The organism is Dialister hominis (genome assembly GCF_007164725.1).
Lineage (GTDB): Bacteria > Bacillota > Negativicutes > Veillonellales > Dialisteraceae > Dialister > Dialister hominis.
The window spans coordinates 1,920,728-1,940,208 of sequence record NZ_AP019697.1; the positions used below are offsets into that span (position 1 = coordinate 1,920,728).

Annotated in this window: 23 protein-coding genes; 12 read left to right on the forward strand and 11 right to left on the reverse strand. The window is 47.5% G+C overall.

All coding sequences use genetic code 11. The features are described 5' to 3' along the window. The first annotated feature begins 129 nt into the window (after positions 1-129). Positions 130-1,017: an NADPH-dependent F420 reductase gene (locus Dia5BBH33_RS08885; protein ID WP_157952085.1), complete on the forward strand. Its 888-nt coding sequence runs from the start codon at positions 130-132 to the stop codon at positions 1,015-1,017. 85 nt (positions 1,018-1,102) lie between these two features. Here the strand turns inward: Dia5BBH33_RS08885 and Dia5BBH33_RS08890 are convergent, their stop codons facing one another. Further along, positions 1,103-1,501 carry a type II toxin-antitoxin system HicB family antitoxin gene (locus tag Dia5BBH33_RS08890; RefSeq protein WP_108850514.1) on the reverse strand — a complete coding sequence of 133 codons (399 nt, stop codon included), beginning with the start codon at positions 1,499-1,501 and terminating at the stop codon, positions 1,103-1,105. Positions 1,502-1,684: 183 nt separating this feature from the next. Between Dia5BBH33_RS08890 and Dia5BBH33_RS08895 the strand changes: the two genes are divergently transcribed. Then, positions 1,685-2,290, forward strand: coding sequence for a phosphatase PAP2 family protein (locus tag Dia5BBH33_RS08895; RefSeq protein ID WP_198419602.1), 606 nt, complete (start codon positions 1,685-1,687; stop codon positions 2,288-2,290). A gap of 190 nt (positions 2,291-2,480) precedes the next feature. Continuing rightward, on the forward strand, positions 2,481-3,065 hold the full coding sequence (locus Dia5BBH33_RS08900; protein ID WP_143332825.1) for a phosphatase PAP2 family protein: 585 nt from the start codon (positions 2,481-2,483) through the stop codon (positions 3,063-3,065). A gap of 570 nt (positions 3,066-3,635) precedes the next feature. Here the strand turns inward: Dia5BBH33_RS08900 and Dia5BBH33_RS08905 are convergent. Next, positions 3,636-4,238, reverse strand: a complete 603-nt coding sequence (locus Dia5BBH33_RS08905; RefSeq protein ID WP_022383063.1) for a TetR/AcrR family transcriptional regulator — start codon at positions 4,236-4,238, stop codon at positions 3,636-3,638. Between the two features lie 296 nt (positions 4,239-4,534). On the opposite strand from Dia5BBH33_RS08905, the gene Dia5BBH33_RS08910 reads away from it, so the two are divergent. The 7 genes from Dia5BBH33_RS08910 to Dia5BBH33_RS08940 all read left to right on the forward strand — a co-directional run bounded on the left by Dia5BBH33_RS08910 (position 4,535) and on the right by Dia5BBH33_RS08940 (position 11,685). Next, positions 4,535-5,653 carry a 5-methyltetrahydropteroyltriglutamate--homocysteine S-methyltransferase gene (locus tag Dia5BBH33_RS08910; protein WP_143332826.1) on the forward strand — a complete coding sequence of 373 codons (1,119 nt, stop codon included), beginning with the start codon at positions 4,535-4,537 and terminating at the stop codon, positions 5,651-5,653. 363 nt (positions 5,654-6,016) lie between these two features. Further along, on the forward strand, positions 6,017-6,751 hold the full coding sequence (locus tag Dia5BBH33_RS08915) for a hypothetical protein (protein WP_143332827.1): 735 nt from the start codon (positions 6,017-6,019) through the stop codon (positions 6,749-6,751). A gap of 441 nt (positions 6,752-7,192) precedes the next feature. Beyond that, the gene (locus Dia5BBH33_RS08920) at positions 7,193-7,750 is read left to right on the forward strand and encodes a hypothetical protein (RefSeq protein WP_143332828.1); all 558 of its coding nucleotides are present in this window, start codon (positions 7,193-7,195) and stop codon (positions 7,748-7,750) included. 35 nt (positions 7,751-7,785) lie between these two features. Further along, positions 7,786-8,361: a hypothetical protein gene (locus tag Dia5BBH33_RS08925; RefSeq protein WP_022383068.1), complete on the forward strand. Its 576-nt coding sequence runs from the start codon at positions 7,786-7,788 to the stop codon at positions 8,359-8,361. Between the two features lie 221 nt (positions 8,362-8,582). Beyond that, positions 8,583-9,098, forward strand: coding sequence for a hypothetical protein (locus Dia5BBH33_RS08930; RefSeq protein ID WP_143332829.1), 516 nt, complete (start codon positions 8,583-8,585; stop codon positions 9,096-9,098). Positions 9,099-9,229: 131 nt separating this feature from the next. Then, a complete protein-coding gene (locus tag Dia5BBH33_RS08935; protein WP_108850507.1) occupies positions 9,230-9,748 on the forward strand; it encodes a hypothetical protein in 519 nt (172 codons plus the stop codon). 335 nt (positions 9,749-10,083) lie between these two features. Continuing rightward, positions 10,084-11,685, forward strand: coding sequence for an IS1634 family transposase (locus Dia5BBH33_RS08940; protein WP_143332830.1), 1,602 nt, complete (start codon positions 10,084-10,086; stop codon positions 11,683-11,685). Between the two features lie 373 nt (positions 11,686-12,058). On the opposite strand, the gene Dia5BBH33_RS08945 is transcribed toward Dia5BBH33_RS08940, so the two are convergent. The 6 genes from Dia5BBH33_RS08945 to Dia5BBH33_RS08980 form a co-directional block, all read right to left on the reverse strand. Then, positions 12,059-12,319, reverse strand: coding sequence for a hypothetical protein (locus tag Dia5BBH33_RS08945; RefSeq protein WP_108850505.1), 261 nt, complete (start codon positions 12,317-12,319; stop codon positions 12,059-12,061). A 368-nt stretch (positions 12,320-12,687) separates the two neighbouring features. Further along, positions 12,688-13,683, reverse strand: coding sequence for a hypothetical protein (locus tag Dia5BBH33_RS08950; protein ID WP_143332831.1), 996 nt, complete (start codon positions 13,681-13,683; stop codon positions 12,688-12,690). Between the two features lie 12 nt (positions 13,684-13,695). Further along, positions 13,696-14,625, reverse strand: a complete 930-nt coding sequence (locus Dia5BBH33_RS11075; RefSeq protein ID WP_162501784.1) for a hypothetical protein — start codon at positions 14,623-14,625, stop codon at positions 13,696-13,698. A gap of 12 nt (positions 14,626-14,637) precedes the next feature. Then, entirely contained in the window at positions 14,638-15,027 is a 390-nt protein-coding gene (locus Dia5BBH33_RS08970) for a hypothetical protein (protein WP_143332834.1), read from the reverse strand. A 48-nt stretch (positions 15,028-15,075) separates the two neighbouring features. Further along, positions 15,076-15,378, reverse strand: coding sequence for a hypothetical protein (locus Dia5BBH33_RS08975; protein ID WP_143332835.1), 303 nt, complete (start codon positions 15,376-15,378; stop codon positions 15,076-15,078). A 41-nt stretch (positions 15,379-15,419) separates the two neighbouring features. Beyond that, positions 15,420-16,451, reverse strand: a complete 1,032-nt coding sequence (locus Dia5BBH33_RS08980; RefSeq protein WP_198419603.1) for an SIR2 family NAD-dependent protein deacylase — start codon at positions 16,449-16,451, stop codon at positions 15,420-15,422. Between the two features lie 112 nt (positions 16,452-16,563). Here Dia5BBH33_RS08980 and Dia5BBH33_RS08985 point away from each other — a divergent pair, with 112 nt between their 5' ends. After that, the gene (locus Dia5BBH33_RS08985; RefSeq protein WP_143332836.1) at positions 16,564-16,998 is read left to right on the forward strand and encodes an Rrf2 family transcriptional regulator; all 435 of its coding nucleotides are present in this window, start codon (positions 16,564-16,566) and stop codon (positions 16,996-16,998) included. Between the two features lie 123 nt (positions 16,999-17,121). Then, entirely contained in the window at positions 17,122-17,514 is a 393-nt protein-coding gene (locus Dia5BBH33_RS08990) for a hypothetical protein (protein WP_108850498.1), read from the forward strand. A 49-nt stretch (positions 17,515-17,563) separates the two neighbouring features. Here the strand turns inward: Dia5BBH33_RS08990 and Dia5BBH33_RS08995 are convergent, their stop codons facing one another. Genes Dia5BBH33_RS08995 through Dia5BBH33_RS09005 form a run of 3 tightly spaced genes read right to left on the reverse strand, consistent with a single transcriptional unit; the run spans position 17,564 to position 19,394 of the window. Continuing rightward, positions 17,564-17,977, reverse strand: coding sequence for an arsenate reductase ArsC (locus Dia5BBH33_RS08995; protein ID WP_143332837.1), 414 nt, complete (start codon positions 17,975-17,977; stop codon positions 17,564-17,566). Beyond that, positions 17,974-19,032, reverse strand: a complete 1,059-nt coding sequence (gene arsB / locus Dia5BBH33_RS09000; RefSeq protein WP_143332838.1) for an ACR3 family arsenite efflux transporter — start codon at positions 19,030-19,032, stop codon at positions 17,974-17,976. Before arsB ends, Dia5BBH33_RS08995 begins: the two co-directional genes overlap by 4 nt. After that, positions 19,029-19,394, reverse strand: coding sequence for an ArsR/SmtB family transcription factor (locus Dia5BBH33_RS09005; protein WP_143332839.1), 366 nt, complete (start codon positions 19,392-19,394; stop codon positions 19,029-19,031). The genes arsB and Dia5BBH33_RS09005 overlap by 4 nt, the downstream gene beginning before the upstream one ends. Between the last annotated feature and the right edge of the window lie 87 nt (positions 19,395-19,481).

Consider the following 19,481-nt stretch of genomic DNA (forward strand, 5'->3'; position numbering starts at 1 on the left):
ACATTTCCTTTTGACAAAGTCTATTATTGTCACACTAAAAGTTATAATTAGGATAAGAAGGAAAAATGCATGACACAGATGAATCCTTCTTAAAGATAATCATACGTTGATGAAGAAGGGATGAAGGAAATGAAGTACGGAGTATCGGGGACAGGCGATGTGGGACATGTCATCGCAAGCAAATTAATCGACCTCGGCCATGAAGTCATGATGGGTGCCAGAAGTGCATCGAGCGAAAAAGCGCAGAAATGGGCTGAAGAACATGGCAGCCATGCCTATTACGGAACATTTGAAGATGCTGCCAAATTCGGGGAACGCGTCTTCAACTGCACGCAGGGAATTCATGCTATCGAAGCACTGGAACTGGCAGGAAAAGATCACCTCAATGGAAAAATTCTGATTGACACTTCGAATCCATTCCACTATGAAGACGGCCATATTTCCCTTGATCCTAAGTACAGCGGAAACACAAGCCTTGGCGAAGAAATCCAGAAATTTCTCCCAGAGACCAGAGTGGTAAAAACCCTGAACTACATCGGCAGCTCCATGATGGATTTCAATTATGATGATAATGACTCTGACTATGCTCCCTTTACTGCTTTCTACTGCGGCAACGACTCTGATGCCAAGAGGGAGACAGCCATACTCCTCTATGACTTCGGCTGGCGAGACCTCCTGGATATCGGAGACATTTCCATGTCCCGCTATACGGAGATGCTGGGCGCTTTTTGGGTACCGCTCTATAAGAAATTTAATTCCATGAAATGGGGCTTCGCATTATCCAGAAACTTTGAAAAAACGCCGGAAAAAATTGCCTTATCAAGAGGATACCTGGGAGCAAAGCCTACGGGGAAAAAATGGCATGGTCACGAGATCTATATACCGATTCCCAATCCCGCACATAAACAGCCGGAGGGCATCGATATGAAACAATATATCCTTGATGGTGATGGCACAAATAATATTTGTACAGATCTGCAAGGTGATATGACTAAAGCTCTTAATGATGAAAATTAAGTGAACGAAACAAAATAGGGTAAAAGAACACCGCTGCATGACTTGGAATGAGCCATACAGCGGTGCTTTTTTAGTATCCTTCGCCTTACCGGATATTCAATTCTTTAATCAGTGCCTGCTGGAGGACATTTGAGAAATTGACGCCTTTTTCCTGCGCCATCGTATCAAGCCACTGCGGGATGCTCAGCGTCTTCTTGATGGCTTTTGTATCGTACTTTCTCCGATACGCCAGTGTATCCGCTTTGACCAAAGTGACGATATCATCTTTGTTTTCTTTATGCACCTCATTGATTGGCGTCGGAGACGGTGCTGAAATGTGATTTTCTTCCATATCCCAGAGCATCAATGTCAGTGCATCTTCTGCCATCTCGCAGCATTCCTGAATCGTTTCTCCCTGAGAAAGACAGCCCTCTATATCCGGAAAGGAAATCGTATACCCGCCCTCCGGTTCAGCATGAAAAACAGCTGGATAAACATATTTCATGAGAATCCCTCCATCGCACCATTTTCTTTATTATATACGTAATCATACGTATCGAAAACAGGACGAATCCTCTCAGGATATCATCATCCGCCCCGCTTAAACATTTCTTTGCCTGAATTAAAGAAAATTTTAGGAATTGTTTGCATTGAGTCAATCACCTCATGGTATCTTTATTTCATCGAGGTGATTACCATATTTGCACTGAACAATTTTGATATAGGAGTCCTGTACCTGATCCAGGACTCCCTCCGCTCGCCGATTCTGACGAGCTTTCTGGAATTCATGACTGACCTGGGGAATAACGGCTATGTCTGGATCGCCCTTGCCGTCCTTCTGATGACCATCAGGAAATGCAGAAAAGCAGGACTTACGACGATGCTCGCGCTTGTCATCAATGTCATTCTTGCCAACGGCATCCTGAAGCACCTGGTCCAGCGTCCCCGCCCCTTTGACACCTACGGCGGCCTTCAGGTCCTGATCCACCGCCCGGCCGACTGGTCCTTCCCGTCCGGCCATGCATCAGCGTCCTTCGCTGCTGCTTTCGTCCTCTACCATTACCTGCCGAAGAAATTCAGCATTGTTATGTTCGTTCTCGCCGCGCTCATCTCCTTCTCGAGACTTTACCTCGGCGTCCACTATCCCACCGACGTCTTCGCCGGCGTATTCGTCGGATACTTCTCCGCATGGCTCTCTGAAAAGATCACCGGCTTCTTCGGCAAAGACACAGGAACCAAAGTCACCGCCATCATGGCCAAACGCCCCGGCAGGAAATCTGCCGAGAATGCGTGACCATTTTATCGCATAGATGATTAATTCCAACCCCTCCGAAAAAAGGAACCGTGAAAGAAAGCGATACCTTCACAGCTCCTTTTTTCAATGCAGGAAACCCCTCCCATATTTAAACAAAATTTTATCGTTTATTAGATTTTCAGAAAGCACCTCATGATATACTTAAAATGACGAAACGAGGTGATGGCAGATGTTCGCTTTTGATAACTTTGAAATAGGCGCGCTTTACCTGATTCAGGACTTCATGCGCACTCCGAAGCTGACGGATTTCCTGGAATCCATGACGGATCTGGGAAATGCGGGCTTCATCTGGCTGGCTCTCGCCATCGTCCTCATCTGCACGAAGAAATACAGGAAGGTCGGGTATGCCACTTTTCTATCCCTGGCAATGAACCTCATCCTGACGAACGGCATCCTGAAGCATATTTTCAAAAGGGCCCGCCCCTTTGACACGTATCCGGATCTGCAGCCGCTCATCCATGAGCCGACGGACTGGTCGTTCCCATCCGGCCATTCCTCTGCTTCCTTTGCCGCTGCTTTCGTCCTCTACCATTACATGCCGAAGAAATTCAGCATTCCTGCGCTCATCCTCGCCACGCTCATCGCCTTCTCGAGGCTTTACCTTGGCGTCCACTACCCCAGCGACGTCATCGGAGGCGCCGCAATCGGCTACCTCACCGCCTGGGCGTCTGAAAAATTCATGACCTACACGGAGAAAAAAACGGGCGCGAAATCGCAAAATCTGGCTCATAAGAAAAGGGCAGAAAGCGCATGAATTTCCACTACCATCCAATTCATAAAAAGAAGCCGTAAAGAGACAAAAAATCCCGTCTTTTACGGCTTTTTTCATGTCTATTCTTCCTGCGTCTGACACCCATTTCAAACTTCATAAAAACTTTAAAATCTATTATATTTCATGAAAAAAATTCCATGTATATTATAGTCAGGCGAAAGCAAAGGAGCCTAAAAGGAAATAAGGCATCATCCGGAATACCCCGGAGCACCTCCCTGGAACCTGCCTGCGGCGCCATATCGCAGGTCGCTTCTCTTTCGCTGATACATTCCACAGCCAAATGTTTTGAAGGCCGTTAACTTCTGCCAGCACCACCTTCCGCAGGCAGGAGCCTTCCCAATTGTCCGGCGCGCCCACGCCCAGGACACGGCCGAAAGAATCAACTGGCTGGATCCATCCTATGGTCCGGACTCCCGAACGCCGGACCTGGAGAGACAGGTGCTCCCACATTTCCTGTCTCTCCGTATCACTCTTTTTCCAAACTACCTTTCAAAAACGAAAACGGACCCTGTTTCTGGAGTTTCCACCAGAGCAGGGTCCGTTTTCAATTGTTTATTCTTCAATATAAGCACCGAGAAGGTTGTCTATATCCGTCTTCGCATAGACATCGGCATCAGCCACGATGTCCCATTCGCCATTCATCATGCACCAGATCGTGAGGACGCCGAAGAAATGGCTCATCAGCAGTTTGGAGAGCATATCGAGCGGGGCATCTGCACGGAGCTCGCCTTTTCCCTTGCCAAGGCCGGTCACGAAGATATCCATGACCGTATTGCGGATGCCGTCGAGGCATTCCCTCGTCCGGGAATCCGGCGTTTCCGCCTCCATCGTTTCCTTCATCCACTGGCGCACCAGGCGCACGCCCGACCAGGAAGCATCCTTGTAAAGCTCGATGAAGTAGTAAAGGCAGCGTTCCCTGACGTCTCCGTCATAATCGATCGCCTTCTTGATGATGGTCTGGATCGACTGGAAGGAAAGCTCCGCCACGACCTCTTCCTTGCATTCGAAATAGTGGTAGAATGTACCCTTCGCCACGCCGCTGTCTTTTGTGATATCCTCTACAGACACGTGGTCAAATCCTCTCTCACTAATCAGCCGTCTTGCGGATTCCAAGAGCCTTGAACGCGTCTTTTCCGCCTTCTTCGTTAAAGCCATGATGCCTCCTCACTGTCACTAAGCATACTATTTCTTACAGTATACTAAAAAAGCATTTGTCTTGCAATGACTTATGGTCAATTTCTATAGCCGGTCACTTCCCTGTCAGGAAAACGCATCGTTTCTATTTCGATAAAAATCATAATAGATTGCGAAAATGCCAACCTTGAATACCCCCTATTTCCTTGAGAGCCATCCTCATTCAATGCTATACTTGAATTACCCGGCAGCGGGAAATCCCGCGATCTGCCGTTTTTCGAATCAATAGATTCCGAGTACTGAGAGGATGTGTCCATATGGGAACAAGAAACGTACCGCCGTTCCGCAATGACGTCGTAGGAAGCTTCCTGCGTCCACAAGTCATTCATGAAGCGCGCCGCAATCTGGAAGCAGGCAAAATCACAGCTTCCGAACTTCGCCAAATCGAAGACGAAGAAATCAAGAAACTTGTCGCCAAGGAAATCGAAAATGGTCTCCATGCCGTGACCGACGGAGAATTCCGCCGCACTTACTGGCATCTGGACTTCCTTGAAAACCTTGAAGGAGTAGAAAAGGTCAAGGCCGAAGAATGGTCCGTCCATTTCAAAGGCCACCAGCCCAAAGCCGCTACCGTGAAGATCACCGGCAAAATCGGCTTCGGCGATCACCCCTTCGTCAAAGACTTCGAATACCTGAAGAGCGTCGCAGGAGACACCATGGCCAAGATGACCATCCCGTCCCCGAGCATGCTCCACCTCATCTGCTGCGTCCGCGAAGAAAACTACCAGCCGATCGACCTTTACAAGAACGAAGATGACCTCTACAGAGACATTGCCCTCGCTTATCAGGAAGCCATCCGCACCTTCTACAAAGCAGGCTGCCGCTACCTCCAGTTCGACGATACCTCCTGGGGCGAATTCTGCGATCCTGACAAGAGAAAAGCCTACGAAGCAAGAGGCCTTGATCTCGACAAGATCGAAAAGAACTACGTGAAAATGATCAACCTCGCCCTCGAAGCCAAACCAGCTGACATGAAAATCACCATGCACATCTGCCGCGGCAACTTCAGATCCACCTGGTTCTCCTCCGGCGGATACGACCCGGTCGCTGAAATCCTCTTCGGCCACTGCAACATCGACGGATTCTTCCTCGAATACGACTCCGACCGCGCAGGCGGCTTCGAACCGCTGAAGTACATCCAGAAACAGCAGGTCGTCCTCGGCCTCATCACCTCCAAATTCCCGCAGCTCGAGAAATTTGAAGACGTCAAGGCACGCGTAGAAGAAGCCTCCCAGTACGTCCCCAAAGACCAGCTCTGCCTGAGCCCCCAGTGCGGCTTCGCCTCCACCGAAGAAGGCAACGCCCTCACCGAAGAAGAACAATGGGCCAAAGTCAGACTCATCCGCGACTACGCAGATAAAATCTGGGGAGAATAAAAGAATCAACCTGGAACAAAAAAGGGACTCGAAAGAGTCCTTTTTTTGATGCGGGAAATCGAAAATAGCGGTGAACGCCAAAGTGGAAGACCTTTCACCTTGCCCTGGAAGGGAAGGTGCCCGGCCATAAATTCTGATGCCGGGCGGATGAGTTGCATTTCCTCAAGGCGCTCGCCTTGGTTTTATGGTTTTCAAAGAGGGTTGATTTCCTCGGACAAAGTCCGGTTGTATGATTTTCTCCTTCTCTCCTTAAAGAAAATTTTTCCCTCTCTCTCCTCTCGACAGTTCCTGTCATCCTTTTCCTTATAATGAAGATAGCAAACCAGACCGATGAACCACTGTCAAACGAAAGGAGAACCCATCATGAAAACCGTACAAAAAGAACTTATCGCCAAACGCCAGGAAATCGAAGAAAAATTACAAACCATCCTATACGAAGACGAAAAACTCGAACTCCTCTATTGCGGCCGCCAATACGCCTCCGCCTATGCCCTCATACGAAGAAAAGACGGCATGTACTACAGCTTCCGCTTCAGCGACCACAAAACCACGCCCTATTACTCAAGCAAAACCTTCGACATATACGCGCCGATCACGGGCGAAGTCCTAAGAAATATACGAGAAACCCTGGACAAAGTCTCATGGTGTCCCTTCACCCTATACGACTACCTCACCCTCCGCACCATCTACTATTTCAATAACCTGAGACAGCCCTTCTGTATCGACAACACCATGAACATCTTCGTAGGCAACAAAATGGGCCTCCTCTTCTACCGCAGAAAACGCATCGGAAAAGACAACTGGGAATTCGAAACCGTCTCCGAATCCTTCCAAAAAGAACTAAGAAAACTCTTCGCCACAGGCCTCCTGCACGCCTATACCTGCAAGAAAACCAGAAGCATCCAGGTCTACATCACCGAAGCCGGCCTATCCATGATCAAAGACACCGACCTCGAAAACAACAACTTCGTCAAACACTACCTCCAATTCAAAACCGACCCCACATTCTCCAGCTGCCTCCAGCTCCCGACACAAAACAAAAAATACAAACCCTTCCGCTCCCCCATGGACAATCCGCCAGAACAAATGGTGGAATGAAAGGAAGCGTAAGGATCCAACCACAGAAAAAGACCCGCGAGGGTCTTTTTTCTTGGAAGATATGAGAAGATTGCTTTTCAGGGCCGAAGGCCGGTTTGCCTATTTTCCCTTTGCGAAGCAAATAAGTGGTGTTAACCTTCCCAGACGGGGAAGGAGGGCCACGAAGTGGCGGTTAGGGTTGATTTCCGCGAGCGCAGCGAGTACCCGCCTTCCCAGACGGGGAAGGCGCCCGAAGGGCGGATAGGGTTGATTTTCCTGGACAAAGTTCGATCCCATGGTTTTCTCTTTTCTCCCCTCAAAAATTTTTCGCCTTTTCCCCCCCAATCTTCCCGAACACTATAGTCATTTATATTAGATATATATATAAATTATTTATATATTCTGGTAATTAGTCTTGGCGCTAGAATAAGTTTAGATAATTACTAAAAGGAGATGCTCTCGATGAAAAAGATTCTACTGCTCTTACCTGGACTTATCCTGATTCTTTTCTCTGCCTTTGCCATTTCACTTTCCGAAATCCAAAGTGATCCCGGACGCTATGTAAAAGTAGCTGAAGGGCAAACTACCACTATGTATGTAGATTCTTACTCCATTCAATCACTCCGCTATGCTCCTCCCTACTATACAATTCAAGGAAAGATATACTATGTCTCATATACAGGTAATTGTATTGAGAAATCTACAGTTATATTTAATTATGACTATGATAGAAGCTCAGTAAATTTAAGAAAAGATCTTATGCCCAATAATCCATATATCACAGATGCCGATCGTGGGAATGCCTTATGGAATGAAATCAAAGCTAATACTGGAATAAAATTTACCGAAACGGATGTATATACCTATTCTCTTTCCGGTGACTACATAGAAACTGAAAAGAATTTTTTTGATCAATCTGTTGGTGGTAATTCTCCGGCTTATCACGCTGCTAACTATATGTTCTACAAATGCTATAATATTTACTTCGATCCTAAATATGACTCAAAAAACCTGTATTAAGACATATTTTCAATTTTTTGATAAGGATGGTATTTATGAAAAAGATCTTTTTACTCTTACTCACTTTTTTCTTTATTCCATTCTCTGCCTTTGCGATTTCTCTATCTGAGTTGCAAAGCAATCCGGATAAATATTTCCTGATTGATAAAGACCTACATACAACAAGCTATATTGAGCCCAAAACAATTTATATTAAAAACTTCCATAATCTCACTATTGATGATCAACCTATTTTCTTTATGATTCGAATCCAAGGTACTGCTTATCTAGTAAACCATGAAACTAATATGATAGTCCAATATAATCAAATATTCACCTATAACTGCGATAAAAATGTGATTCCTATTATTGAAAAATTACATCGACACCATAGCCAACAGTCTGACTCTGATTCAAGAAACTTAGCCTACTATGACTTAGAAAAAAGCGGCGGTATAAAGGTAAATAACTCCGCGGGATGTTATTATCACTATGATGGATCCCTTATTCCTTCAAGTTCCATACATTATCCATTCCCGCTGCCAAGCTCGCCAAATTATAAAATGGCTGATTACTACTTTTACCATGCTTTTATTCCCCTTTTTCAATTAACTCTTCCTGGGGAACCTTAACATATTGAATAATTTTTCAAAGAATCCCCCCCAAAATAATCAAATAAATCATTTACCCTGCATAATTTACAAATCAAATACATTTATATCCTGTTTATCAATCTCCCAGTAAGAAACTGATTGTTCTAATTCCGTGCAAAGTCGATTTTCAATTGCCTATTGTACTCTAATGGGGTGTTTTTATGCGAAAGAGCTTCTTTTCAATCTTACTTTGTTTTATATTGATTCCTTTTACTATATCTGCCATTTCCTTATCAGAGATAGAGAATGATCCAATTCGTTATGTAAAAGTTTATGAAGTAATGGATGAAACTGGATGTTATTATACGGGAAGTATGTATGTAGATAAAGATTCTGTAGAAGTCTTACTTTGCGCTCCACCTCTTTACACAATCCGCGGGAAAACATATTTTATTGACCACGGCGCAATTATTCAAGATACAAGAATTATTAATTACGACTATAATCAGTCTATGGAGACAATAACAAAACGTTTGATCTTAGATAACCCTAAAATATCTAGAGATGAGTTCATAAAGAAATACCTAGATATAATACATATTAATTCCGGGATTACATATTCAGAAACTTACTCTAAAATGTATAATAGTGATGGCACTATAGCCCTAGATAACCTGCCGGATATTCCCTTACAAAAGTGTGGGTCCTTCTCAGGGATTGGAAGAGCTGCTAATTATATGTTCTATAAATGCTATAACCACTACTTTCAATTATAGTGTTAATTTCCGAAATGGAAGTACCTCCCTTTATCTCTCTATTCCGCAGAAAGGTTTCTATAAAAATAATCTATAGAATTTTCATCTCTGATTTATAGATTCCTCATTTACAACAAAGCGAGGTCCTCACTATGTCTCTCAAGAAGATTATATCCGCCCTCTTATTTGCTATTCTTGTTGTTTTTGCAGGCATGACGTGCCGTGCTGCGGAAGTTAATAGTAATTATTTAAACGGAAATAAGAATTTCCCTATGATTGATTGGAAACAGGGAGTAAGTTCCTTCTTAGATAAAAGCTCTCTTGTTTGTGAAAGATACGATCCTCCCTACTATATACTTGCAGTTAATGTACTTTATGTAGATCACGCTGACAAAGGTAATACAACTCCTAATGTTATTAGAACTTTCCGCATTTTTTATGACTATAATAAAACAGAAATGTATAACATAACTAAAGACAAGAGAGGTTTAACCACTTCTTACTATATCGATCCCAATGGCTGCGAAGCTCAAAAGAGTGTTGTTATGCCGGCTGGTGAAGCCGCATTTTATTTATGCTATAATCTTAAATTTTATGGAACTCTATATCAGAAATTTGGAAATGAATATTATCCAGTATTTTCTGATGAATTCTACGATCATCTGAAATAACCCATCAAAACTCCCCACGCAGCTTTTGCTCATGGGGATTTTTCTTTACGCCGTTATCGTAGGCTCTCCTTATTCTATATTCAACTCACTTTAACTCCTGCTAACATCTTTCATTTTTCACCTGTTTCATGCTATACTATTAACAGATTCTAAAAAACGTACAGTAATCGTACAGCATAGTAACCTGCAGTCCCGTGATTTTATATCTAGGAAGTATTTGGGTTGCCGGCTAAGAATCCGATAAATACTGGTATTTTTATTATATTTTCACCAACAAACGGCTTGAAAATTCCTTCTGATAGGTACATAATTATATCTAGCGAGGAGGAGATTCTATGAATATACCAGCTAACGCCAAGACGCAGACTATCTCGGGGGAAAAGTATGTTTTTATAGATACCCCATATTGGAACGCAGAGAAGCATCGCGGAGAGCATAAACGCCGCTATATTGGGAAAATAGTAGAGGGGCAGTTCGTCCCGAACGGAAGGTATCTGCTGTCACTGGAGAAGTCCGGGACAATAAAGCCTGGACCGGTTCCTGTCACAGAATGCAAGCGGCAGTTTTATGGGGCCACTTATCTTCTTGACCAAATCGGTGACAAACTGGGAATTGTGGATGATTTGAAGGCTTCCTTCCCCGATAGGTATAAGCAGCTCTTGTCTCTTGCCTATTTCTTTGTCCTGGAGGAAGGCATGTCTGCTTACCGTCTCCGTAAGTGGGCGTTGACTCATAAGCATCCCTATGGCCGGGATATCCCCTCCCAGCGTATCAGTGATCTGATGGGCTCTATTGATGAGGCTTCAAAGATGAATTTCTTCCGCAGGCAGGCCAAGCGCAGGGCGGAGAAGGAGTACCTTGCTTTTGACACCACATCAATTTCCTCCTATTCTGAGCTGATTAAATTAGCCAAGTATGGAAAGAACAAGGAAGGAGACCACCTTCCGCAGGTTAATCTTGCTTTGTTGTATGGGGAAGTTTCACGGCTTCCGGTTTATTTCCGCAAGCTTACAGGAAATACGGCAGACGTCAGTTTGATACGGAATCTAATGCTGGACATCGATTTCCTGGATATGAAGAAGCTGAGCTTCGTTATGGGCAGAGGCTTCTACAGTGAGAAGAACATTAATGACCTGATGAAGCGCCATTATAAGTTTCTCATAGGCATCCGCTGCGGGTTAAAAATTGCAAGAAAGCATCTGGACGAGATTCGTGGAGAGAAGATGATCAGCTGGGAAAATTACCACGATGATGTGGGGCTGTATGCCATGAGCTTCACTGATGAATGGGACTATAGGGAAGAGCAGCCAAGGACGGGGAAATGTATATGTGACAAGCGGAGAGTCTATGTCCATATATACTTCAACGACCAGCGCTGTACCGATGAGCGGCTGAGCTTTGCCAGGTATCTGACCTGTCTGCAGGATGAACTTAAAAGCGGCAGGAAGACAGACGGGCACATGAAGGACTATGACAAATACTTCATAGTGACCGAAACGCCTAAGAGGGGACTGCACATTGTCCCCAAAGGTGATGCAATTCGTGAGCGCCAGCGCGATTTCGGCTATTTCGTCCTGCTGACCAATGGGATAAAGAATCCGGTGGAAGCCATAAGGCTCTACCGTGTGAGAGACCTGATTGAAGAAGCTTTTGCAAACCTGAAGGAACGGCTGGATATGAGGCGCATGTCCGTCTCCTCCTCCGAGAATTTCGAAGGAAAACTCTTTGTCCAGTTTCTGGCCCTAATCTGCCTTTCCTACATCAAAAAGCAGATGGATGAGAAGGGCCTGTACAAGAAGTACACGATGCAGACACTGCTGGATGACTTGGATATAATTGAGCTTTACCAGCAGCCGGGGAGGGCCCATCACCTTTCAGAGATAACGAAGAAGCAGATAGCTCTATATGACGCAATGAGAGTCCCATTTCCGAAATAGATATAATTTCACGGGACTTCAGGTTTGTAATCAATGACAAGTCGTACGTGATCGAGTGGTTTCATAGGGAGCTCCTTTGTGGAAATGGGGCTTTGCCTCCAAGGGATGATGGGTTCGCGGTGAAAAGGGAAAAAGGTGCCTTGGGCAGTTAGTGCCTTCGCTGGATGAGGCAGCGTCCTGTCGATCGGATTTCCCGGTATTTCATCTTCATAGCGCGCCTTCCCTTTATGAACAAACTGCGATACGAATGTGATTCTCCCGCCATTATATCCTATCCGATTTTATCGAGAAATACGGGCAGGCGTAAGATGCGGTCTTCCTTGATTCACATGCAAAAAGCTCTGGCGGTTCCGTTCCGCCAGAGCTTTATTTATTAGTATTCACCGTTATCGCAGATGAGGCCTCTGCGCTTGAGTTCGCGGCCGTATCCCCAGATGCACCACTTATCTCTTTCCTTGCAGGTATTGTTGTACCTCCGGATGGCTGCCTGATAGACGACGAAAAGTTCTTCATTGCCATACCATTTCGCTTCTGCCTGACAGTCTTTGATGATATCTGCCTTTTCAGAGAAACCTTCTTCTACGCTTTTTACACAAAATCTTGCGATGCTGCCCACTGCATCCAAAACGCTCATCCTGCTCTACCCTCCCATCCTTTTCCGCTCTGGCAGCCCTGCCTCCCATGCAAAACTCCCAACATACGGTTTTAACGATTCGTTTATATATTCTCTATCATTGTAGCACAGTGGATTTTTATGTCAAATCGCGAAAAGTAATGCGAAATCTCTCGAAATAGTGCGGCAAAAGCGAAGATTTTCCATTTCCAGAGACATACGAATGTCCGAAGAGGTATCGCTAAACATGAAAATGTCATTGATTTAGGAACCTTTTGCATATGTAATAAACGAAATAAAATTTTAATAGTTCGATACTGTATTTTTTATAAGGCATGCAAAAAGGACAGTAGAAATGTATAGTCATTTCGTTACTGTCCTTTTTCGGTCTATTTCTTTTCAAGTTCTTTTATCTTCTCGTCGATGGCGTGTTTCATGTCTCTTTCATAGGTATCGAAGACTTTCTTGAACATGTCGTCGAACTTGATGTCTTTGGAAATCCCTTCATTGATTCCCTGAATGAGGTCTTTGCCGTATTCATCGACGAGGGCTTTGTACTGGTCGATGACGTAGGCGCCGTTGGAGCGGAAGAATCCTGTATCCTCTTTCAGTTCCTTGATTTCATAGGCATGGGAGTACGGCTCATCGCTGCTGCTTCTTACACTGTCCTCAACGGTTTCTTCTAAATCATCCATGCCCCATGCGGAGGTCTCGAAATCGCTGAAGCAGGTCTCGTCCGCCGAGGGAGATACGAGGATTTCCTTCCATGATTCGGGCGGGTCGCTTTCATCGGGTGAGACGGCATCCCATCTGGCATAGACGGCGCCGAGGAGGTCCTGCGCTTCTTTGTTGTACTCGTAGAAATAGCTCCACGGGTTGTCTGCCGGAAGGTAGTAGGCGCTGAGGCGCTCTGCCTTGTAGCGGGCCAGGATCTGCCTGGTCATCATGCTGCGGATGTCTTCATCATAGACATGGTTCTTGAAGCATTTCCTGAGAGCCTCGTCTGCGTCGTCCCAGGAGGAAAATGTTTCTTCCGGATAGTCATAATCAAGCGGAAGGTCGGTGATGTCATACCCGGGATCGGGATGGAATTCCGGTCTTTTCAGCTTGAAATGATCTCTGAAATCTCTCATTTCTTCCAGAAGGCGTTCCTTTGATTCGGAAAGGACGCGCGAATCGGCGGTTTCCTTTTTGAGTGGCGAGAGGTGCAGTTCATGGATCGGACAGATTCTCTCTATTTCTTCCAGGTCGGGAAGGTCTTTATCCGTGACCATCATTCCCGGGATGGCCCGGGCGATGCCGTCTGTCGTTTCTTCTATGTATTTCTTATTGTGCAGGCAGATGCCGCAGCCGATGCACTTTTCTCCAATGATGACTCGTTTCATGATTCCCTCCCGTTAAATGCCCGCTTCGAGGCACATGGATTGGGCTTCGGTGAGGAGTTCCACCCCGCTGGCTATAAGTTCCTGTCCGTTTTCTGCAATCTTGCCCTGGCTGTCCATGATGGGAACGGTCAAAATGGTGCAGACGGCGCCGGCGAGATTGGCGCAGGTCATGAGGATATTGACGTCTTCGTCGGTGTAAGCGTATTTCTCCGTGCCTTTTTCCTGAATCAGCTGGTCGCAGGCAGCAATGGCTCTTGTGAAGAGAAGGTTCATGGCGGCGGTGATTTCTGCGATCCTGTCTGCGAACTGGCAGATGGCGCGGCAGATCTGCGCATGGCTTTCTGCCTGGGCATAGACGGCATTGGCCGCTCTCATCTGCCTGCCGGCTGCAATGAGGGCTCTTTCGGAATCCTTTTTCATGGACGCACCCACGCCAAGGGTCAGAAATGCGATGCCGCCGGAAGCAGCGATTGAGGCAAGCGTCACGCCGGCCGTTGCGCCAATTGCAGCGGCGCCGATTTCAAGTCCGCCGCCGGCCGCAAAGTTCACCGGGCCTTCGAGAAGCCATGTGGAAGCGAGTTCATTGCTGCTGAGACCCTCATACGACTCGATTGCCGAAACCGGCAGGTCCCCGATGCGCGCCAGATCCGTCGTATGGATGACGGCAGGCGGGAGGGATTCGTAGAGGACGGTCTGGATTTTCCCGTAGACTTTGACGAACCGGGGAAGCGTGTACTCCATGATGGCCTGACGTTTCCGCACGATATTATTCGGCCGGCGCTGCATGCGGTCAGCTTCCTGTTTTTGGAGGAGCCAGCCTTCTGCTTCCCTGGCAATGGCCTCGAGCCGTTTTTCCTCGGCTTCCTCCTCCATGCTGTGGCTTTCGTTGATATCGTAAAGAAATTTCCCGATAATTCCTGCACCTACGATTGATGGAATCATGATGCCGCCCCCTTAGAATTTCAGGATCAATGGCTGATCCCACTGCGCCTTGTATTCGTCCTTGGAATGGAAAAGGACGGTCTTTCCCCAGTAAGCAAGGACCTTGTCTATGCCCTTCGTGACAGCGTCATAGTCTGTATCTGAGGAAAGGGCGCCGGTGAAGACTTCATGAAGTCCATCCCCCATGACGGAATCGAAATGAGCAAGCTCTTCTTCGGTCATCTTCTGGTATTCATCCTGGCGTTTGCGGATGATTTCTTCGACCTTCTTATAGATTTCATTAATCGTCTCGGATTTTTCGTTATACACTTCGATGGATTCCTCGCCCGCCAGAAGCTGGTTCCCCGTAAGGCCCATGGCGATCGATGCGATCATGCCGCCAAGGAGCGCGCCTCCGGTCATGCCGAGCGGTCCCAGAATGGCGCCTGCAGCAGCGCCGCATTCAGCACCTTACCATGATGCGGCAAGGGAAGTGACGCGGTAACCGGCATCCTGGGCAAATTTCTGCCCGGTGATTTCCCCGTTCACGTACTGCTTCAAAGGCTGGCTGAGCTCAATGCCCGCCTGAAGGACGAGGACGCCTACATTCGAGCGCAGGAGCGTATTGACCAGATGGCTCGTCGTCCCTCTTGTCATCGTCAGTGCTGCCTGATAAGCACCGCCGGCTGCCGTGATCGTCCCGACGGTCTTAGCCATATCCTTGGCCGCATCATCAGCATCCTTCTTCCCCATGATGACATCGGCCGCCTGCATGCAGCTTTTGATGATCAGGGCAGGAGCTGCGATGCGGATTGTCAGGGATCAGGACAGCGTCGGCCTGCTTGATTTTTTCTGCAATTGCCTGATAATCCATTTCTTACTCCTCCCCCTTTCTTTTTGACAGCCGCGGTCAGGACTTCTGCAATATCTCCCAGGATGGTCATGCCCTTATCCTCGATCTGGCGCGGAAGGAAGTCGAACTGGTTGTTCACGCCGATGTACCTCGCATGCGGCAGGCCCATGGTGAGCTGCCAGAAGGGTTCCTGGATGAACATCGGTGTCATGCGGCCGACACCGAGCTCGATGAAGAGGATCTTTGCATCCTTGTGTGATGCAATGTAGCTGGATGCCTTTTCATACTGTTCTTTATACTTCTTTCCCTGCAGGAAATTGCCGTATCCTCTGACCCAGGGGAAGGCTTCGCCGCCGCAGTGCGGACAGCGCGGAATCATGCCCTTTGGGATCTTGATGCCGTCTCCCATGGCACGGATCATGTCTTCTACCGGCTGCACGGCATCCCACGTGTCATCCTGGCAGCAGGAGGCGCACTGGAAGAAACGGTGGTCGCCCTGCAGCTCTGCGACTTTATTTTCCGGATAGAGTTTGATGAACTGCGTATCCTGGTTCGTCGTGATGACGAAGAAATCCTTACCCTTGAGCAGGGCGTCCAGATCATGGTACGGCGCGCGTATGGGCGCAGTGAGCGTCGTATGAAGGAATGTCGCAAGGAATGCCCAGAAAGCCGCACGGTCATTCCAGTGACGGAACATGCCGTCGAAGGCGCCGTTGAAGTGGTAGACTTCCTCGAACTTGCCGAAGTATTTCTTGAAGGAATCGTTGTTTTCATAGTAGAAATTGCCGCCGCCAGCCGCAGAAAGGCCGGAAGCGCCGCCCACGATGACGCAGTCCGCATCGCGGATTTCCTGAACGAGACGATCAATCTTCTCATCCATGGAAAGCTTGGAAGGGCCGGCCAGCTCGTAGGGCGTACCGCCTCTTCTGTAAATACCGTAATATTTTTGGAAATTCATCTGTGTCTGCATGACAAGATCTTCATAAAAGCTCATGGTTGTTCTCCTTATTGCTGTAAATATTATTCTTACATCCATATACTACAGATTTCTTGCTATCGTGTCAATCTGTTGTTATAATTTAATATACAGCAAAGGAGCGATTCCCATGAAATACTCGACAAAAGTGAGCGATGCCGTCCACATTCTTTCCTTCATTGCGCTGAACGCGAAGGAAAGCCTGACGAGCCAGGCCATCGCAGAAAGCGTCAAAACGAACCCTGCCTTCGTGAGGCAGCTGATGTCATCGCTTAGAAACGCAGGACTTTTGACCAGCGTCAAAGGCCACGCCAAGCCGGCTCTCTCCCGGGATGCGAAGGACATTTCCCTTCTGGACGTGTACCGCGCCGTCGAAGGCGACAAGCCCCTCCTGCATCAGGACACGCACACGAATCCGGAATGCGGCGTGGGTGTCAATATCCAGCTCGTCATCCGCGACTGCTACGACCAGGTGCAGAAAAAGACCGAAGAGGAAATGGCCTCCATCAACATGCAGGATATCCTGGACCAGTACGAAAAACGGCTGGAAAAGCAGGGACTCTGATCAGCGGCGCAAGATGCCGGGGCCTCCCCGCCTTTCCTTCCGTCTGGCAGAATCGTATAATGAAAGTAATAGTAATTACAGGATCTTATGCATATCTGTTTGTTTCAAAGCGGGGTGTCTTACATGCGGAAATTAAAAGCGATTGTTTTGGCCGGCATTTTATCTGTCACGTGTGCCTTCAGTGTTTCGGCGGCAAGCGGTTACGTTCAGATCGTAGGCAATACAGCGTATGACAGCAATGGCAATTCTTATACCACCGTCGGAAATACGACGTACTCTTCCGATGGTACTTCCTATACACAGGTCGGAAATTATGTCTATGGGAGCAATGGCGTTTCATACACGACCATCGGCAATACGACCTTCGACAGCAATGGCGGATCCTATCAGGCGGTAGGCAATAACATCTTTGGCTCTGATGGCAGCCACGCACAGGTCGTTGGCAATCAGATCTACTATGATGAACCCGATGATCAGGATCAGGACCAGGATGACGTCTTCCCCTACCTTTATTAAACAAAAGAGCTGAGACGAAATGTGCGGGCATTTCATCTCAGCTCTTTTTTTATTTCCATTCTTTCTGGATTTTCTCTTTCAGGTCCAGAATGCGCTGTTCTATGATTCTTATAGTTTTCTCGTATTCTTCCCTGGATTTCCCGGAAGGATCGTCAAACCCCCAGTTCTCTTCGTAAGCGGCCTTCATGGCCGGGCAGGCTATGCCGCAGCCCATGAGAATGACGATGTCCGGCGCCGGGATATCCCTGAGCGTCTTGCTCCTCTGCGTCTTTTCCATGTCTACGCCATGCAGCTCTTTCATCCATTTGACGGCGCCCGGGTCAAGGTGATCCTGCTTTTCCGTACCCGCTGAAAAGGGTTCGAACGCATCTCCCGCCAGTTTTCTTCCCAGGGCTTCTGCGATCTGGCTTCTGCATGCATTATGCGTGCAGAGGAAAGCCACTTTCGGCTTATTTTTATTCATCTTGTTTTCCTCTTTGGGAAATAGTCCTGCGTCGAATTGGCGATGAGGACAAGGGTGAGCATGACAGGAACTTCTGTCAGCACGCCGACGGTGGTTGCCAGCGCGGCAGGGCTCGTCGTGCCGAAAAGGGCAATGGCGACGGCCACGGAGAGCTCAAAGAAATTGGATGCGCCGATCAAGGCTGCCGGAGCGGAAATATCATATGGCAGCTTCAGGATGCGGCAGGCACCATAGGCGATAAAGAAGATAAGGAATGTCTGAAGAATGAGCGGCACGGCGATGAGGACGATGTGCAGCGGATTCGACAGGATGACTTCAGTCTGGCCGGCAAAGATGAGGATCAGCGTAAGGAGAAGTCCGATGGTCGTCGCATTATCGAATTTGTGGATGAATGTCTTTTCGAAGTACTCCCTGCCATGGCTCTTGATGACGCTGATACGTGTCAGGATGCCTCCTGCAAGCGGAATGACGACGAAGAGGAGGACACTTAGGAAAAGCGTGCTGTACGGGACTTCGACATGGGACACGCCCAGGAGGAATTTCACGATCGGCACGAAAAGGACAAGGATGATGAGATCATTCGTTGCGACCTGGACGACAGTATACGCCGGATTTCCTTTTGTCAGAGAGCTCCAGACGAAGACCATGGCCGTACAGGGAGCCGCCCCCAGGAGCACGGCGCCGGCAAGGTACTGCGTCGCAATGTCCGGCGCTATCCACGCTTTGAATACGACGAAGAGGAAGAAACTGGCGATGCCGTACATGGTGAACGGCTTGATGAGCCAGTTCACGATCCATGTGACGATGAGGCCCTTCGGATTTTTCCCGATTTCCCTGACGCTTTCAAAGTCGACCTTCATCATCATGGGATAAATCATGACCCAGATGAGGATGGCGATCGGTATGGAAATCCCTGCAATCGTCATATTTCCAAGAAAAGCCGTCACGGACGGCGCGGCTTTACCAATAAGCACGCCGGCGGCCATGCAGAGAAATACCCAGACCGTCAGGTAGCGGTTGAAGAAGCTGATGCCTTCCTGTTTTTCCTGGCTCATTTTCCGGCTTCCTTTCCGTCATCCTGGCAGGGATCCCCTGCTCCGTTATCCCTGCAGGATTCGCAGGTCTTGTAATCCGCATAAGCTTCTTCGCTGATGGTGTAGCGCTCTACCAGTGCGCGCAGCGTCCTGCCGCCTTCCAGCGACAGCGAATAATACATCCACTTCCCGCACTTGCAGGAATCGACAAGGCCTGTATCGCAGAGAATTTTCATGTGGTGCGAAAGCGTCGGCTGCGTGATGTGCAGCTCCTCTAAAATAACGCAGGCACATTTTGAACCGTCCTGCAGCATATGGAGAATCGCCAGACGGTTCTCATCCGTCAGCGCTTTTATGATCCGTACATCGTTTTTATAATCCATCTCGAACCCCCCTCTTGTGATATATGGTAAGTATAAAGCATACATTCACGCTTGTCAATGTATCAATATGAAGAAAGAGCATGAAAA